Origin of the sequence: Microcoleus sp. FACHB-672 (assembly GCF_014695725.1) — a bacterium.
GTDB lineage: Bacteria > Cyanobacteriota > Cyanobacteriia > Cyanobacteriales > Oscillatoriaceae > FACHB-68.
Window position 1 is genome coordinate 195,163 of the sequence record NZ_JACJOU010000007.1, and the last position, 15,013, is coordinate 210,175.

Consider the following 15,013-nt stretch of genomic DNA (forward strand, 5'->3'; position numbering starts at 1 on the left):
CAAGCGTATGTGTGAACCCTAATTAAAAATTTAAACTTTCTTGCAACTCTTGCTTTACTCTTTCATACTCCATTTCCACTTGAGAGACAATTGCCGCCGCCTCTGTTATTATGCCGGTGCGTGCCATTGTTTCTAACTGCTTGCACAACTGAGCCAGAACCATTGCTCCGAGGGTTGCACTTGTGGACTTTAGTGTGTGAGCCGGCAAGTTGAGCGCTGTGGCATCTCCTTGTTCAACTGCACGACGCAGCGCTTGCAACAGATCGACTGCATCAGTCAAATAGCTATCAATCACTATTGTCAACATTTCTGCGCTGTCTTCTCCCAGCATCTGGCGTAACTCGTTTAAAGCCTTAGAGTCAATTGCCGGGTATCTCGGTGAAGATGGAACCGTGGCAAATTCTTCGCCTCTTTTTGTCTCCCTCTCTGTCCCTCTACCTGTATGTCCCTCTCCCTCTGTTAATCTCTCGCTCTCTTCCTTTCTTCCTCTCTCTTGCTCTACCTCTGTTACTCTCTCGCTCTCTGCTAAACTCCCGCGATCCTGCGCTCGCTTCCTCTGCCGCACGCCTGTACTATTCTTGGGCTGACATCTCTCCAGCGCCTCAACCAACACCGGCACTCGGATCGGCTTGCTGATGTAGTCATCCATGCCAGCTTGCAGGCACATTTCCCTATCGCCTTGCATGGCATTGGCCGTCATGGCAATAATTTGGGGTCGCTGTTTTGGATCATCCCACTGTTGGCATATCTGGCGTGCGGCTTCCAAACCATCCATTTCTGGCATATGGACATCCATCAGCACCACGTCGTAAGGCTGCCGGTGCAGCGCTTCGAGGACTTCCAACCCGTTGCCGGCAATATCTGCCCGATACCCCAGGCGCTCCAACAAATGTAGGGCAACCTTTTGGTTCACCACATTGTCCTCGGCTAACAGAATTCGCAAGGGAAGACGGGGTGCCGGTTGGGAGTTTGCCGGCGGCAGTTGCCGCTCTGGGCGCACGGAAATCGGCTGCTGGCCCAATATCTGGATCAAGACATTGTAGAGCTGAGATTGTTTGAGGGGCTTATTGAGAAACGCCGCAAAATTGATGGGAAACTCAGAATTGGCTAAGTCTTCGCCGGCTGCGATTTCTGGCTTGCCAATCGAAGTAAACATCACCAAGGGCAATTTCTGGTAGTGAGGCAGCTTGCGGATTTGTGCTGCCAAAGTCATGCCGTCCATGTAGGGCATTTGCATATCCAGGAAGGCAATGTCAAAGGATTCACCCCGCGCCAGCCACTCTAAACCCTCGGCACCGGAGCCGGCAGCCCAGGAGAACATTCCCCAAGCTTGCGCTTGCAGCGTCAAAATCTGCCGATTGGTGGCATTATCATCCACAATCAGCAATCGCTTGCCGGCTAAAGCATCATGATTGTCAGCCGGCAAATCAGTTTCTAGGGCGCGGGCGATGACTGTGAAATAGAAAGTCGAGCCTTGGCCCATTTGACTTTCAACCCACATTCTGCCACCCATCATGTGACTCAAGCGTTGAGAAATCACCAAACCCAAGCCGGTGCCGCCATACTGGCGAGTTGTGGAAGCATCAACCTGGCTAAAGGGCTTAAACAGGCGCTCCATCCGATCTTCAGGAATGCCGATGCCGGTGTCTGTAATCGCAAATTGAATTTCGTAGGTTAATTCTTTGGCTTCATTGGCATCTGCCAAAGGAGAAGAAATCGCAGAGGCTGTCACCGAAACTACCACTTCGCCTCTCTGAGTAAACTTAACGGCGTTGCTGAGCAGATTCACCAAGATTTGGCGTAGCCGAGTCACATCCCCGATACACACAGCCGGCGTCGGTGGCAAAATCAGATAGGCGAGTTCAAGACCTTTTTGGGCCGCCCTAGGAGCCAGCAAATCCAGAGATTCCTCTACACAGGAACGGAGATTGAAGGGATGAGCCTCGATATCCAGCTTGCCCGACTCAATTTTAGAAAAATCGAGAATGTCGTTAATAATGCTGAGCAACGCTTCGCCACTGGTACGGATGGTTTCGACAAAGTCTTGCTGTTCAAGACTTAGCTGGGTATCGAGCATCAAGCCGGTCATGCCGATCACAGCATTCATGGGGGTTCTGATTTCGTGGCTCATCATGGCCAAAAACTCACTTTTAGCCCGGTTGGCGGCATCCGCTGCTTGTTTGGCTTGCTCTAAAGCTAAATTATGCTCGGCAAGCTGCTGTCGCTGCTGAGTTTCTTGCTCCAGCAATTGAGCTTGCGCTAAGGCAATGCCGACTTGAGCAGCGACAGCTTCGAGCAGCTCAATTTCATCTTGCCCCCACCGGCGGAAACGATCACATTGGTGCAAGCCAATGATTCCGTTGGGTTCTCCTTTATAAGAGGTGCGAATGGCCAGCATGGATTTCAGGCCCATTTGGCGACAAAGATCGGCACCGGCTTGCAGCAGAGGATCTGAAAAAACATCAGGCGAGGCATTTGCCCGATCCTGAGCGATAATTTGCTCAGCGTGGGGGTTGCCCGTCACCGGCACTTGGGTTTCTAAATCTAAAAATGATTGATACCCCGGTTCTAAATACTCGGCTACCAATGGAATTTGAGCCGTTGGCGTTGCGATATAGCTGTGAATTAAACAGCGATTCACCCCAAATGCGCTTCCTAGCAGCGTAGCGGTGGTTTGGAAAATTTGGTGTGTGTCTAAGCTTTGGCGAATTTCTTGGGTAACTTTTCCCAGCAGGAGACTACGTTGAAGCTGCCGGTGTAGGGCAGTTTGGGCGCTGTCACGCTCAATTTCACCGCCAATCCATTGTGCCATCAGTTTGAGCAGTTCTTTTTCGACTGCTTTAACCGGGTTGTGGCGGGGTGTGGGACTACAGAAACTGAGGATGCCATAAAGGTAGCCGGCAACCATCACCTTCGCTCCCACATAAGCTTCTATCTGCCGTGCTGTGTAGGCTGGATGATAGCGCCATTCGGTTGCAGAAGCGAACTCAAAACAGATCGGTTCAGTTGCCTGTGCGGTTTCCCGGAAATAGGTTTGCTCTAAGTTAAAGGCATCTCCCTTAAGCATTTTCATCGGGGTATTTTCTGGCAATCGAGCTGCAATCACTTCACAGTATTCTTCTCGGATACGGCCTAAGATGCCAATCTCCAGATTAAACCGGCTACAACCCATTTCCAGCAGATGTTGGGCTTTCCCGTCAAAGTTCATATCTGGGGTGGCAGTCACGGTATACAGCGCTCGAATTGCCGCTTCACTTTCTCGCAGTTCTTCTTCTGCTAATTTGCGCTCTGCGAGTTCAGTTTTTGCTTGCTCGAAGAGGGTAGACTGCTGAATGGCGATCGCGAGTTGTACGCTGAGTTGCTTGAGCAAGACAATTTCGTTCGATCTCCACCGGCGCGGTTCATTGCAGTGATGGGCAATGAGTAACCCCCATAAGTTTTCGCCTTGCAAAATCGGCACAACTAAGTTGGCTCTAACTTGATACTGGGAAAGCAGATCTATATGGGGCTGGTTAAGTTCTGCTGTATAAATATCTTCAATCGCCGCAATGCGATTGTGCTTGTACAGTTTTACATGAGTTTCCCCAAAGCAAGGGTCGTTGATATTGGCTCCTAAAGTTTGGCTCCAACCCTCACCAACGGACTCTACCTGTACGAAACCACTCCAATCTGGGAGAAAGCGGTAAATAACGGTCCGGTCGGTTTTGAGAAATTGCCGCACTTCTGCTACTGCAGTATTAAGCACTTCTTCGAGGTCTAAAGATTGGCGGATGCGCTGGGCAATTGTTCCGACTAAGTGTTCTCTTAAAAATTGCTGACGTAATGATTCTTCTGCCTGCCGGCGCTCTGTGATGTCGTTGAGGGTGCCGCCAGTGCCGACGATTTGGCCGGCTGCATCGAGCTTGACACGGGCGCATACTTCTACCCAGCGAAACGTGTTAATCCCTTCATTTTCCCCATATCGAGAGCAAGAAATAAGGCAATTTTCTGTGTTCGTCAGGTATCTCACCTCATACCGGCACTCGTCTTTTTTCCCTTCCACCAGCCATTGAAACAACTCGCGATTGTTTTGCCGGTCATCGGGATGAACGTATTTTAAAAAGTGCGTACCTAAGCTTTCTTCGATTGAAAAGCCGGTAATTTCACTCCAAGCAGGGTTAAGAAATGTCCACGATCCCTCTGCGTCTGTCTGGAAAATCACTTCTCTAACACTCTCAACGACTGAGCGATATTGGTTTTCGCTCTCCCGCAGCGCCGCCTCTGCTTGTTTGCGCTCGGTAATGTCGTGAGCAACGGCGTACATCAGCCCCTGTTCTACAAATGGGGTGGCGTTCCACAACACCCATCTATAAGAGCCATCTTTACAGCGATAGCGATTTTCAAAGGAAATCGTCGCGGCTCCTTGGGCTATTTTCTCCGCTTCGGCAATGGTTGCTTCCTGGTCGTCGGGATGCACAAAGTCCAGGTAGGGTTGACTTTTTAAAGTTTTTATCGAGTGGCCCAAGGTTTCTTCCCAAGCAGGGTTGAGCTGCTTGAAATAGCCATCAAACCCAATCACGCAAAGCATATCCACGGAAAGGGTGAAAAACCGATCCCGATCTTCCTCTGCCTGCTTGCGTTCGGTAACGTCCTCAACAACATAAGAAAACCGTTCTTGACCACCGGCTGCTGTGGGGATGGAGCAAACTGTTGCAGATAACCACCGGCTGCTGATACCAGTATTGTGCGTATATTCAAAGTGGACTGGAGAGCGATTGTGCTGGCTTTGCCGGTAGTAGCTACTCCACAAGCGCACATACTCTTTTGGTGCCCCCATTTCGGTTGCTAGCCGGTTTCGCATTGCTTCCGGGGTGAGGCCGAAAAGCTCAGCCGTTGCTGCGTTATCAGAGATATGTAGGATGTCATCATCCCGCAACTCGACAATGCCCATCATCATGGTGGCACTATCAAAGAAACTGCGAAGCGTTGATTCACTTTCTCGCAGTGCTGCCTCCGCCTGCTTGCTTTCCGTGATATCTGTGGCGATCCAGATCAATCCCTGACCGAGATCTCCCACCGGCGTCGCTCGATTTTCATAGTGTACAGACGTGCCTTGAGGCGTCTGGACCGCTGAAATCCAAGTGCCTTCTTCGCCCTGCAAAACGCGCTGAAGATTGGTTAAAATTTCTGGCTGATTGCGATATATCTCAAAGATAGAATGTCCGACGAGTTCCCCAGAGCCAAATCCCAAAGATTCCAATCCTTTCCCTTCTGAAAGTGCGATCACGCCATTACTATCTAAGGCATACAGAATAATGGGGGCATTGGTGACAACCGTGCGAAGCGTGGATTCACTTTCTTGGAGTGCTGCTTCAGCTCGCTTTTTTTCTTGAATTTCTTTGATTAACTGTTCGTTGGTTGTCTCTAATTCGGCTGTGCGTTCTCTCACCCGTTCTCCTAATTGAGCGTTAAGGGTGCGAATTTGTTCTTCTGCTTGCCGGCGTTCGCCGACTTCTTTTTGCAGGGTTTTGTTAACTAAGTCAAGCTGGATCGGGCTGGAAAGGCCCAAAGCGTTGGGCATTAATGGCACAAGCAATGCTGCTGTCAGCAACGATATGGCTGCGGTGATCGCGTTGATGAAAGTTGCAACCCAGTAATCTGGGTGCCAAAGCACCCACACTGATATCAGGTGGGTCGTGCCACCGGCAATGATGAAACTGCCAATGAGCAAAAAGATCCATCGAAAGGGCGCATCTTGTCGCTTACGGATAAAATAAACGAGCAGCAGGGGAATTGCGTAATAGGACAGCGCGATCAGCAACTCTGAAAGCACCTGCAGCCACACCAGCCCGCTATTCCACAGGTAGCAATCACCTTGAGGAAGAAAGTTGTTTGAAAAAAAGGTTTTTATTAATTCCACAATCGAGTTCCCTGTTACGCAGCCATACTTCGGAAAAGAAGTCCTATTCTTTAGTTATGCCAAAAAAAAGGGTGTTTTTAAGGATTTCCGCTTTGATTCTCGCTGATGCTGCTGTGGATGATGGGGCTAAGTGCTCAGGTGGGTGTTTTTCTAAGGAACCGCAAGGCTGGGTGTTCGCCGGCTGACAGCAATTCCTCAGCCGGCACCCTCGTGGGGTAATGTGCTGTAGCTCTGATTTTGAATTGAATATACAATCTAACGGTTAGGAAGGCTGAGCGCCCAGTGCCGGCATCATCAGTTACGGAATCGTGGCGGCTGCCGGTGCTAGAGTTGTACGTTCACTGGCAATTAACTCATCTTTTCATAAACGCACAATCAAGTGGTCAAGATGTCAAATCCTTTGCTGTTTCAAGAAGACCATTTTGTGGTTTTAGAAACCAACCAACCGGAAAAGTTCCTTACACCTGAGGAACTTTTAGAAAAGCTTAAAACAATTTTGTCCCAGCGTCAGCACGAACTGCCACGGGATCTACAGAAGTTCACGTCTCTGGACACGCAAGCCGAGTATTTGCTAGACACCAGCTGTGAGTTAGATGTTGGCCCTGGAGAATTTTTGCAGTGGTATGCAGTTCGTTTAGAAAAGTAAAGTAAAGGCAAACCCCAGCCGTTTTCAGTTCCTTATAGGGGCACAGCATGAGCGCCTAAAATCTATGGCATCAAGCCAATATTTATCCGCTCATGCTTCGCTCTTTAGGCTGGAGAATTGCCTTGATGCGAGAAGACAGTACAAGCGTGAAACCTTAAAATTTTCACCTTGCTTTCTCACAAATGTTAATCAATGCTTCTCACCTTTGAGGATCTAGATCGCTTTTTCCTTGGGAGTGGTAATCAAAGCGAGGTCAATATATTTGGCGGATGGCTGGGTGAATTCCACTCGCACGCCAGGGCCAAAAAATTTCTCAATTTTCTCCTTTTTTTGCTGCCAAGTTTCTAAGGAAACGAACGGCGAGTCAAATTCTAAAATTAAAGCGTAGCTACCGGCAACCTCGGCTTCCTTTAATCCCTGCAGCAGAGGACGTTCCTCATCTGTGGCGCTAAGTCCTAAACGTGCAAGCGCATCATCAAGATGGGCTTGTTGACCGTAACGATATCGAGTCACGTCTTTGCGAATCTGATTTTGAATTTCGGTGGCAAGATTCTCCCGCAGTGTCACGACGTTTGCCGCAGTTGTCTCAGTGAAAGGAACTGGCTTGAGTTCTGAGGCTTTCAGCGCTAAGCCTCCCAACAGGAGGGGAATTCCATAAAAAAAGCCGGCTAAATTTAATGTGGGATTGTCAGAAAAATAGGCAGCGAAACCAACAATGGTGAGGAGACCGCCAATCCATAAACCCAAGCTTCCCAAGGACGTTTGACGTAACATATCTGTCTGATGGTTTAATTTACAATTACTTCAGCCATTATTGTCGCCTTTTGGGGGCATGAAAGATGCGCGAGTAGATTGAACATTAAATCAGCGGTCTCTGTGATTGGTATCTGTAACGAAATCGAAGGTTTTGTGTCTGCGAGGGTTCACCCTAGTCCACGAAATAATGCCGGCTTGACGTGTTTTTACTGGCATTTATATATCACAAAGGGAACGGACTCAGCAATATCACGGATTTTGATTTTGTAGAAAAACCTAAGGACAGCCACAGAGACAACCAGTATTATCAAGGTAGATCTGAGATAAACTCGCTCTATCGCCGGCTTCTATAATTGCTGTTTAACTGAGTATTTGACATGATTAAAGACCAAAATGGCGAAGCCTCTGGAAAAAGTGCCTTAATCGATGAACTCAAATCTCTGAAGCGAGAAGACGAAATGCTGTACAACATCTTGGCGGTGGATGTATGGGCACTCGCAAAAACGATGGATGAGTTTCAACCGGGGTTCTGGGCAGCTTTTATGAAAAATCGTGAAAAAGCCCTCAAACGCTTTCTAGCTGAAATGATCAAGAATAAGCCGGCAGATAGCAAACGCCCTCCTTTCATGCGTTAAGCACCCACGGAAATTCACGACTACTCAACTGTTGCTAAAATAATTTCTTCTAGTTAAGAACACGAGAGCACGTTTTCTAAATGCCTGTGGGTAAATTTCCCTCAGCCTAGGCGTTTGGGAAGCAATGCCGGTGCGCTCTGACTCTAAAAACGCTCGATTAAGCGAAAAGCATAACAAGGAAATCTATCATGGATCGACAAACATTGCAAGAGCGGATGGCAAAAATTGAGAGCCAGCGGGAAGTGCTGCTGCGACTTCTAGAAAAACCAGACCTGGGAACCCTGCGAATCGATGTTAACCAGGCGCTTGAAGAAATGGATGATTTAATTGACGAATTCAAGCGCACTTTCCCTGACGCTCAAATCGGGTAAAAGTGAGAAGCAAAAAGTGAGAGGTGAGAAAACTTGTCCTCTCATTTTTTGTTAGGCTTTCCTCAGAAATTCATTTGAGATGAAATTACCCTAAATTTAACGGGTCAACATCAATTGTTAAACTAACCGACCCTGGACAAAGGGCGCGTAAACTCTCGAAAGCCGGCAGATCAAACGGCATATCAAGGGGAAACTTTAGCAAAATATGCCATCGATAGCGGTTCGCCACACGCGTGATCGGTGCCGGTGCCGGCCCTAAAATTTCAAAAATAGGAACTTCGGATGCCGGTTGCAACACGGATACCAAACGCTCAGCCGTTGCCTCAACTTCCGCCTCATCTGCACCACTTAATCGCAGTAAAATCAAACGCCCGTAGGGTGGGAAATTTAGGGCTGCCCGCTGTTCCAATTCCGCCTCGATAAATTGCTCATAATCGTGCCGGCGCACCGCTGTGATTGCCGGATTTTCGGGCGTGTAGGTTTGAATAATCACTCGACCCGGATCATCCCCCCTGCCGGCACGACCGGCCACTTGCATTAGCGTTTGAACAGCCCTTTCCGCTGCCCGAAAATCCGCCAAATTCAGCAACCCATCAGCCGCCACAACCCCCACCAGCGTCACCTGCGGCAGATCCAAGCCCTTTGTGAGCATTTGCGTCCCCACTAAAAGATCGGCTTCCCGGTTGGCAAATCGGGTTAATAGATTTCGGTGCGCGCCCTTCGTGCGCGTAGTATCGCTATCAAACCGGATCACCCGCAATTGGGGAAACTGCTTGCCTAATTCTTCCTCAACGCGCTGGGTGCCACTGCCAAAGTTTTTTAGGTAAGGTGAACTGCATTCTGGACAGCGATCCGGGTGCAGTTGTCCATAGTTGCAGTAATGACAGCGCAGCACTTCTGTCGCACCTTCATGGGTGTAGTGATAAGACAGAGACACGTCGCAGTTTGGGCACTCAATGACATACCCGCAACTGCGGCAAGAAACAAAGGTACTGTGTCCTCGCCGGTGAATGAATAGGATGCCTTGCTCACCTGTTGCTTGAAGCCGGCTCAAAGCGTCTTGAAGCGACCGGCTAAAAATTGAACGATTGCCGGCACGCAATTCTAGGCGCATATCCACCACTTCTACCGGCGGCATTGGGCGCGAGTGGACACGCTCTGGTAAAGATAAATAGTGGGTGGGGCATGGGGAATTGGGAATTGGGCAAGGCTGCGCCAACCTAAAGGTATGGGCATTGGGCATGGGGAATTGGGCATTTGCCCCCTCTTTCCCTCTTACCTTTACCCAAGTCTCTAAAGCAGGCGTGGCAGAACCTAATATTAAGGGGCAGTTGGTGAGTTCTGCTCGCCATTGGGCAACGGTTCGAGCGTGGTAGGTGGGAGCCGGCTGATCTTGTTTAAAGCTGGAATCGTACTCTTCATCTAATACAATTAAGCCAACTTGGGGCAACGGCGCAAAAATGGCAGAACGAGTGCCTATAACAACTTGGGGGCTGCCGGTGAGCATTTGCCGCCAGGTGTCGTATCTCTCTCCATCCGAGAGGGCGCTGTGATAAACACAAACTTTTTGGCCAAATCGCGCCCGGAATCGGTCGGTGAGCTGGGGCGTGAGGCCAATTTCTGGGACAAGCACGAGGGCAGATTCACCGCGTTGCAGAACCGGCGCGATTGCTTGCAGGTAAACTTCTGTTTTGCCTGAGCCGGTGACGCCATGCAATAGGACTTGAGCAAAACCATTAAGACCGGCAATTGCTTCTAATGCACATCTTTGATGAACTGTCAATTCTTTGGGTTGGTCTGCTGGTTGCGCCGGCTCAACGGGGATTCGCAACACTTCGCGCAGTTGAATCACTACGCAGCCTTTTTCCTCTAGCTTCTTGATAGTGGATGAACTGGTACTGCACGTTTGTAGCAATTCAGTTAGCCAGAGTTCGCCGCCGCGACGCCTCAGCACTTCTAAAACTTCCCGTTGCCTTGCGGTGAGATCGGTGGGAAAAGCTTCTGTTACCAGAGTTACAGCTTGCTGTTGCTTGGGTTTCGCCTGGGTGGGAGGTTCTAAGTAGCTTTCTACCCAACTCCGTTTCAATAATTCCCGTAGCCCTCGGTTCGCCCCTCTGATTTGGCGCTGGATATACTGCCATGTGTAATCGCCGGTTTTTGAGGCTTGCAGTAATTCTAGAATCTGACGGGCAACTGGAGAGAGGAAGGCTTCAGCAGTCGATGGATTAGGTAATTGTGTTCGGCTGAGGCGAATGCGGCGCTGCGCTCGCCCTAACAAGCCGGGAGGCAGCGCGGCGCGAATGACTTGAATGAGGGGAGTGTAGTAGTAATTTGCGACTTGTTCGAGGAGTTGCCAGTAGGTGACAGGGAAGAAGCCGGTGCTGACGACATCCTCGACTTCTCGAACTTTATCGGGGGCTAAATCAGCCGGTAGGTGCTCAACGAGTCGAACAGCAATCGCGCCAAGGCTTTGCGAGCCAAAGGGAACGGTTAAGATATCTCCGGGTTGGATTTCTAAGCCTGCCGGCAGCCGGTAAGTAAAAAGTCCTTGGGCACCGGGACAATCTACTAAAACTTCTATCCACTGCTGTTGCGCTGTGCCGGCTCGATAAGATTCTCCAGGTTCCGCGACGATGCCGGTGATGACATCAAAATCACATTTATACATAGCGCAAAAGTGAAGTGTGAAGTGGGCAGTGCATGGCGCACAGAAAACTAAACCCTAAGCTAGACCCTCTTTACTTTACCGTTCCCCAGGTCTCTACTTCCGAGTCCCATGCCCCATGCTCGATTCCCCATGCACCAACAAACCCTAAATGATGCGTATGTTATCATTACAAGGGGAATCCTAATTAACTAGACTCAACTGCTTTTGCGGCGCGGTGCCGATGGTGAACTGAAAGAAGTTTTAAAACAATTAAGCTAAAAACAGCGCCGGCAGGAAGCTTCTAAGCTCAATTACCATTAGTAGTAGGAAAGCGAAGTGGCTGAAATGACAGCGACTAAACCTTCATCCGGTTATTACAAAACGGCTACAGATGATTCAATCGGCGCATTTTTTAAGGAAATGGGTCGTTACCCACTGCTAACGCAGGAGGAAGAGGCGACGCTAGCGCGTGCCGTTCAAGAATTAGTTGCCCTCGAAGCACTGCAGGAAAAATTAGCAAATCAATTAGATCGCGCACCAACGCCGGCAGAATTAGCAGCAGCGGCAGAGTTAAGTGAAACTCAGCTCCAATACCGCCTCCATCGCTGCCGCATGGCGAAACAGAAAATGATTCGCTCGAATTTAAGATTAGTTGTCTCCCTGGCAAAGCGATATCTCAATCGGGGAGTGCCGTTTCAGGATCTGATTCAAGAAGGCGCTTTAGGACTAAATCGAGCGGCAGAAAAGTTCGATCCAGATAAGGGTTATAAGTTTTCTACCTACGCTTATTGGTGGATTCGTCAGGGAATTACCCGAACCCTCGCTAATAATTCTCGAACAATTCGTTTACCCATTCATATTGTTGAACAGCTCAATAAACTTAAATACGCGATGCGCGAACTTAAGGGAAAGCTGCATCGCAATCCTACAGAAGCGGAACTAACAAAAGCTTTAGAAATCTCTCCAGAAAAGTTGCAACAACTGCAACAGTTGCGAATGCAATCACTCTCTCTTAACCACCAAATTGGTCAGGAAGAGTCTACAGAACTGATGGATGTGCTTGAAGATGCTCAGACGCCATCACCTGAAGCGCAACTAAGTGAAAGAATGCGCCGGCAGGATGTGTGGGAGGTTTTAGGCGAGGTGCTGACGCAGCGGGAACAAGAGATTATTGCTTTGCGTTATGGGTTGATGAATGGTGAACCCCGCACCTTAGATGAAGTGAGCCGGCTGTTCGACTTATCCTGTGAGCGGGTGCGTCAAATTCAAGCCAGAGCCATGCGGAAACTTCGGTTGCCGAATGTTTCACAACGCTTAAAAAGTTGGCTGCGATAGAATTTTTGCTGTTCATGGTTCCTGGTTGATTGTTATACTGCCATGAACCTTAAACCATCAACTGCGAACGATTGGTCATGAACCCAGCGCTCAAGTTACGACCGGCAACCCCGGCTGATATGCCGGCCATTTTTCAGCTAATTCAGGCATTGGCGGAGTATGAGAAGTTATCTCACGCTGTCACCGGCACGCCTGAGTCTCTGGAAGCTCACCTGTTTGGCGAGCGTCCTTATGCTGAAGCCATTCTGGCAGAATATGCCGGTCAATGTGTGGGATTTGCTTTGTTTTTCCACAATTTTTCGACTTTTCTTACCAAGCCAGGAATTTATTTAGAAGATTTATTTGTTCTCCCAGAATACCGCAATCAAGGTATTGGCAAAGCGCTGCTGTCTTACCTCGCACAGTTAGCAATGACGCGGGGTTGTGGCCGGCTGGATTGGAGTGTTTTAGATTGGAATGAGCCGGCAATTGCTTTTTACCGGCGCATGGGGGCTTCAATTCGAGAAAATAGCCGGATTTGCCGGGTGAGTGGCGAATCTCTCACTCAACTGGCAGCCGGGAACTCATCGGCAATTTTGCGTTCATCTGTGCCGGCAGATGTCCCCGTCTTATTTCAATTAATTCAAGCAAAAGCTGAGTTTGATCAGCAATCGCACACATTCACTGGAAATGCCGGTAGTCTCTCAGAACACCTGTTCGGTTTGCGGCCCTATGCTGAAGCAATTATTGCAGAACACGCAGATCAAGTGGTTGGCTTTGCTTTATTTTTTTATAACTATTCCACTTTTTTAACAAAACCGGGAATTTATATCGAAGACCTCTTCATTTTCCCAGAATATCGGCAGAAAGGTATCGGGAAAGCGATATTAACTTATTTGGCTCAACAAGCTGTTATTCGCAATTGCGGGAGGTTGGAATGGACAGTTGCGATTTGGAACGAGCCGGCGATTAATTTTTATCAGCATTTGGGCGCTTCTGTATTGCCAGACTGGCGAATTTGTCGCGTTGCCGGTGATTCTCTCCCTAACTTAGCGTCCCAGACATAATGTATTAAAATATTTTAGAGAAATTATCGCTAACTTCAAAAATTAGCTTCGGCATTTTTCTTTAAAAAAAATAAATTATCCTAAAAACTTTTAATTTTACGAATCTTATTTTTTGTTATGATAAAAACAGTTTAAACGCACAATAATTGACCTAAATTTTCTTTACTAATTCACTAAAATGCTAGACTCAACAAGAACTATAAGTGTTGGAGATCACGCCCCTCTGTATGCTTTAGAAAATCAAGATAAAAGCCTAGTAATTTTAAGAGATGGCGTGGGAAAACCTTCCCTTCTGATATTTTATGCAAATGACGATATTCCCGGCTGCCGGGATATCGCTTGTGCTTTTAGAGATGTCATGCCAACTTTCAAAGAGTTGGATGTGCAAATATTTGGGATCAGCTCAAATCCGCCTCAAGCACGTCAAGAATTTGCGAAACAACACAATATTCCCTACCCACTTCTTTTTGACGTTAACAACCTAGTTAGTCAACAATATGGAGTTTGCTATCCAGCCGATGCGAATGATAGCTCAATTTTAACTTACGATAGAATTGCCTTTCTCCTAGATATCAATTTGCGAGTCGTCAAAATTTATCCTCTGATAGATTTGAAGTCGGCTATGGAAGAAATTTTGAAAGATATCAAGACTGTAATGCCGCGAGAAGAACCTCGCCACCTAACTATGCAAGCGCCGGTTTTGTTAATTCCAAATGTGTTGGAGCGAAACCTTTGCCGTGAGCTAATGTATATTTGGGAAGCAGAAGGCAACGAAGACTCAGGTTCAATGCGCCGACAAGGTGAGAAAACAATTACAGTCCTTAATTACAATCATAAAATTCGCCGAGATCATTTTATTAAAAAACCAGAACGGCAAACGATTTTAGATCGAATCTTAAAACGGCGAATTTTCCCTGAAATTCAGAAAGCGTTTAATTTTGAAGTGACGCGTCGTGAAGATTATCGCATAGCCTGCTACGATGCGAGTCGCGGTGGTTTTTTCAGACCTCACCGCGATAATACGACTGGAGGAACCGCACACCGGCGCTTTGCAATGACGCTAAATTTAAATGCGGATGAGTATGAGGGAGGATATTTAAGATTTCCTGAATATGGCCCTCATCTTTATAAGCCTGAAACGGGAAGTGCTGTGATTTTCTCTTGCACACTCATGCACGAAGCAACGGATGTTACAGCCGGTAGTCGTTTTGTCCTTCTTTCCTTCTTTTATGGAGAAAAGGAAGCTCAGCAGCGAGAAGCTTATGAAAAGCAAAATTTAACCGACTACAACAATTTAGTTATATTGAATTAACATCATTTACAGAGAATTTGCTCATGTATTTTACCTCACCCCATCCTTCTGCTAGGCAGGCGGTGTTTGCCTTTATAGCTCAGGAGAAGTAAGGTATAATATTGAAGGCATTTCTTACCATGAATTGCCTGAATAATTTGCTTTTAGCCACTCTTTAAATTTATTCGTAATAAAATACGCGTTGGAAAGCGGCACAAAAATAATTCATAAAATTTTTCTGTTAAATTACTTGATGTTTAGCAAGGTAGAATTTAGGCTAAACTTATTCCTATCAAAGCTTTTGCAGCCTTGAAACTCAAGGTTTAAATAATTATTTTAAAAGAAAATAAATAAATTTTATAAAATTAGAGCGTGAAATGTAACGAT

The 15,013-nt window shown here is 47.6% G+C and carries 9 protein-coding genes and 1 pseudogene; 7 read left to right on the forward strand and 3 right to left on the reverse strand.

Features of this window, described 5'->3' with window-relative positions:
• Nucleotides 1-22 precede the first annotated feature (22 nt).
• Nucleotides 23-5,899: a PAS domain S-box protein gene (locus H6F56_RS04500; RefSeq protein ID WP_190665649.1), complete on the reverse strand. Its 5,877-nt coding sequence runs from the start codon at nucleotides 5,897-5,899 to the stop codon at nucleotides 23-25.
• A gap of 388 nt (nucleotides 5,900-6,287) precedes the next feature.
• On the opposite strand from H6F56_RS04500, the gene H6F56_RS04505 reads away from it, so the two are divergent.
• The gene (locus H6F56_RS04505; RefSeq protein ID WP_190665650.1) at nucleotides 6,288-6,545 is read left to right on the forward strand and encodes a chlororespiratory reduction protein 7; all 258 of its coding nucleotides are present in this window, start codon (nucleotides 6,288-6,290) and stop codon (nucleotides 6,543-6,545) included.
• Nucleotides 6,546-6,758: 213 nt separating this feature from the next.
• Here H6F56_RS04505 and H6F56_RS04510 read toward each other — a convergent pair whose 3' ends face one another.
• Nucleotides 6,759-7,319 (reverse strand): DUF2854 domain-containing protein, encoded by a 561-nt coding sequence (locus tag H6F56_RS04510; protein ID WP_190665651.1) that lies wholly within the window; start codon nucleotides 7,317-7,319, stop codon nucleotides 6,759-6,761.
• Nucleotides 7,320-7,678: 359 nt separating this feature from the next.
• On the opposite strand from H6F56_RS04510, the gene H6F56_RS04515 reads away from it, so the two are divergent.
• Together H6F56_RS04515 and H6F56_RS04520 are read left to right on the forward strand one after the other, a co-directional pair.
• On the forward strand, nucleotides 7,679-7,936 hold the full coding sequence (locus H6F56_RS04515; protein WP_190665652.1) for a hypothetical protein: 258 nt from the start codon (nucleotides 7,679-7,681) through the stop codon (nucleotides 7,934-7,936).
• 188 nt (nucleotides 7,937-8,124) lie between these two features.
• Complete coding sequence (locus H6F56_RS04520) at nucleotides 8,125-8,307, forward strand: hypothetical protein (protein ID WP_190665653.1); 183 nt, start codon at nucleotides 8,125-8,127, stop codon at nucleotides 8,305-8,307.
• 85 nt (nucleotides 8,308-8,392) lie between these two features.
• On the opposite strand, the gene priA is transcribed toward H6F56_RS04520, so the two are convergent.
• On the reverse strand, nucleotides 8,393-10,975 hold the full coding sequence (gene priA, locus H6F56_RS04525; RefSeq protein WP_190665654.1) for a primosomal protein N': 2,583 nt from the start codon (nucleotides 10,973-10,975) through the stop codon (nucleotides 8,393-8,395).
• Between the two features lie 324 nt (nucleotides 10,976-11,299).
• On the opposite strand from priA, the gene H6F56_RS04530 reads away from it, so the two are divergent.
• From H6F56_RS04530 to H6F56_RS04540, 4 genes and pseudogenes are all read left to right on the forward strand, one after another.
• A complete protein-coding gene (locus tag H6F56_RS04530) occupies nucleotides 11,300-12,289 on the forward strand; it encodes an RNA polymerase sigma factor, RpoD/SigA family (RefSeq protein ID WP_190665832.1) in 990 nt (329 codons plus the stop codon).
• 77 nt (nucleotides 12,290-12,366) lie between these two features.
• Nucleotides 12,367-12,846, forward strand: a pseudogene (locus H6F56_RS26100) (GNAT family N-acetyltransferase); the annotation flags it as partial.
• Nucleotides 12,838-13,335, forward strand: coding sequence for a GNAT family N-acetyltransferase (locus H6F56_RS26105; protein ID WP_242031868.1), 498 nt, complete (start codon nucleotides 12,838-12,840; stop codon nucleotides 13,333-13,335). The pseudogene H6F56_RS26100 and the gene H6F56_RS26105, both read left to right, overlap by 9 nt.
• 178 nt (nucleotides 13,336-13,513) lie before the next feature.
• Nucleotides 13,514-14,647, forward strand: a complete 1,134-nt coding sequence (locus H6F56_RS04540; RefSeq protein WP_190665656.1) for a redoxin domain-containing protein — start codon at nucleotides 13,514-13,516, stop codon at nucleotides 14,645-14,647.
• The last annotated feature ends 366 nt before the right edge of the window (nucleotides 14,648-15,013 follow it).

Excerpts from the sequence above, each read along its gene's own strand:
- H6F56_RS04505 (WP_190665650.1), top strand. The coding sequence starts at position 6,288 with ATGTCAAATCCTTTGCTGTTTCAAGAAGACCATTTTGTGGTTTTAGAA.
- H6F56_RS04510 (WP_190665651.1), bottom strand. The coding sequence starts at position 7,319 with ATGTTACGTCAAACGTCCTTGGGAAGCTTGGGTTTATGGATTGGCGGT.
- H6F56_RS04515 (WP_190665652.1), top strand. The coding sequence starts at position 7,679 with ATGATTAAAGACCAAAATGGCGAAGCCTCTGGAAAAAGTGCCTTAATC.
- H6F56_RS04520 (WP_190665653.1), top strand. The coding sequence starts at position 8,125 with ATGGATCGACAAACATTGCAAGAGCGGATGGCAAAAATTGAGAGCCAG.
- priA (WP_190665654.1), bottom strand. The coding sequence starts at position 10,975 with ATGTATAAATGTGATTTTGATGTCATCACCGGCATCGTCGCGGAACCT.
- H6F56_RS04530 (WP_190665832.1), top strand. The coding sequence starts at position 11,300 with ATGACAGCGACTAAACCTTCATCCGGTTATTACAAAACGGCTACAGAT.
- H6F56_RS04540 (WP_190665656.1), top strand. The coding sequence starts at position 13,514 with ATGCTAGACTCAACAAGAACTATAAGTGTTGGAGATCACGCCCCTCTG.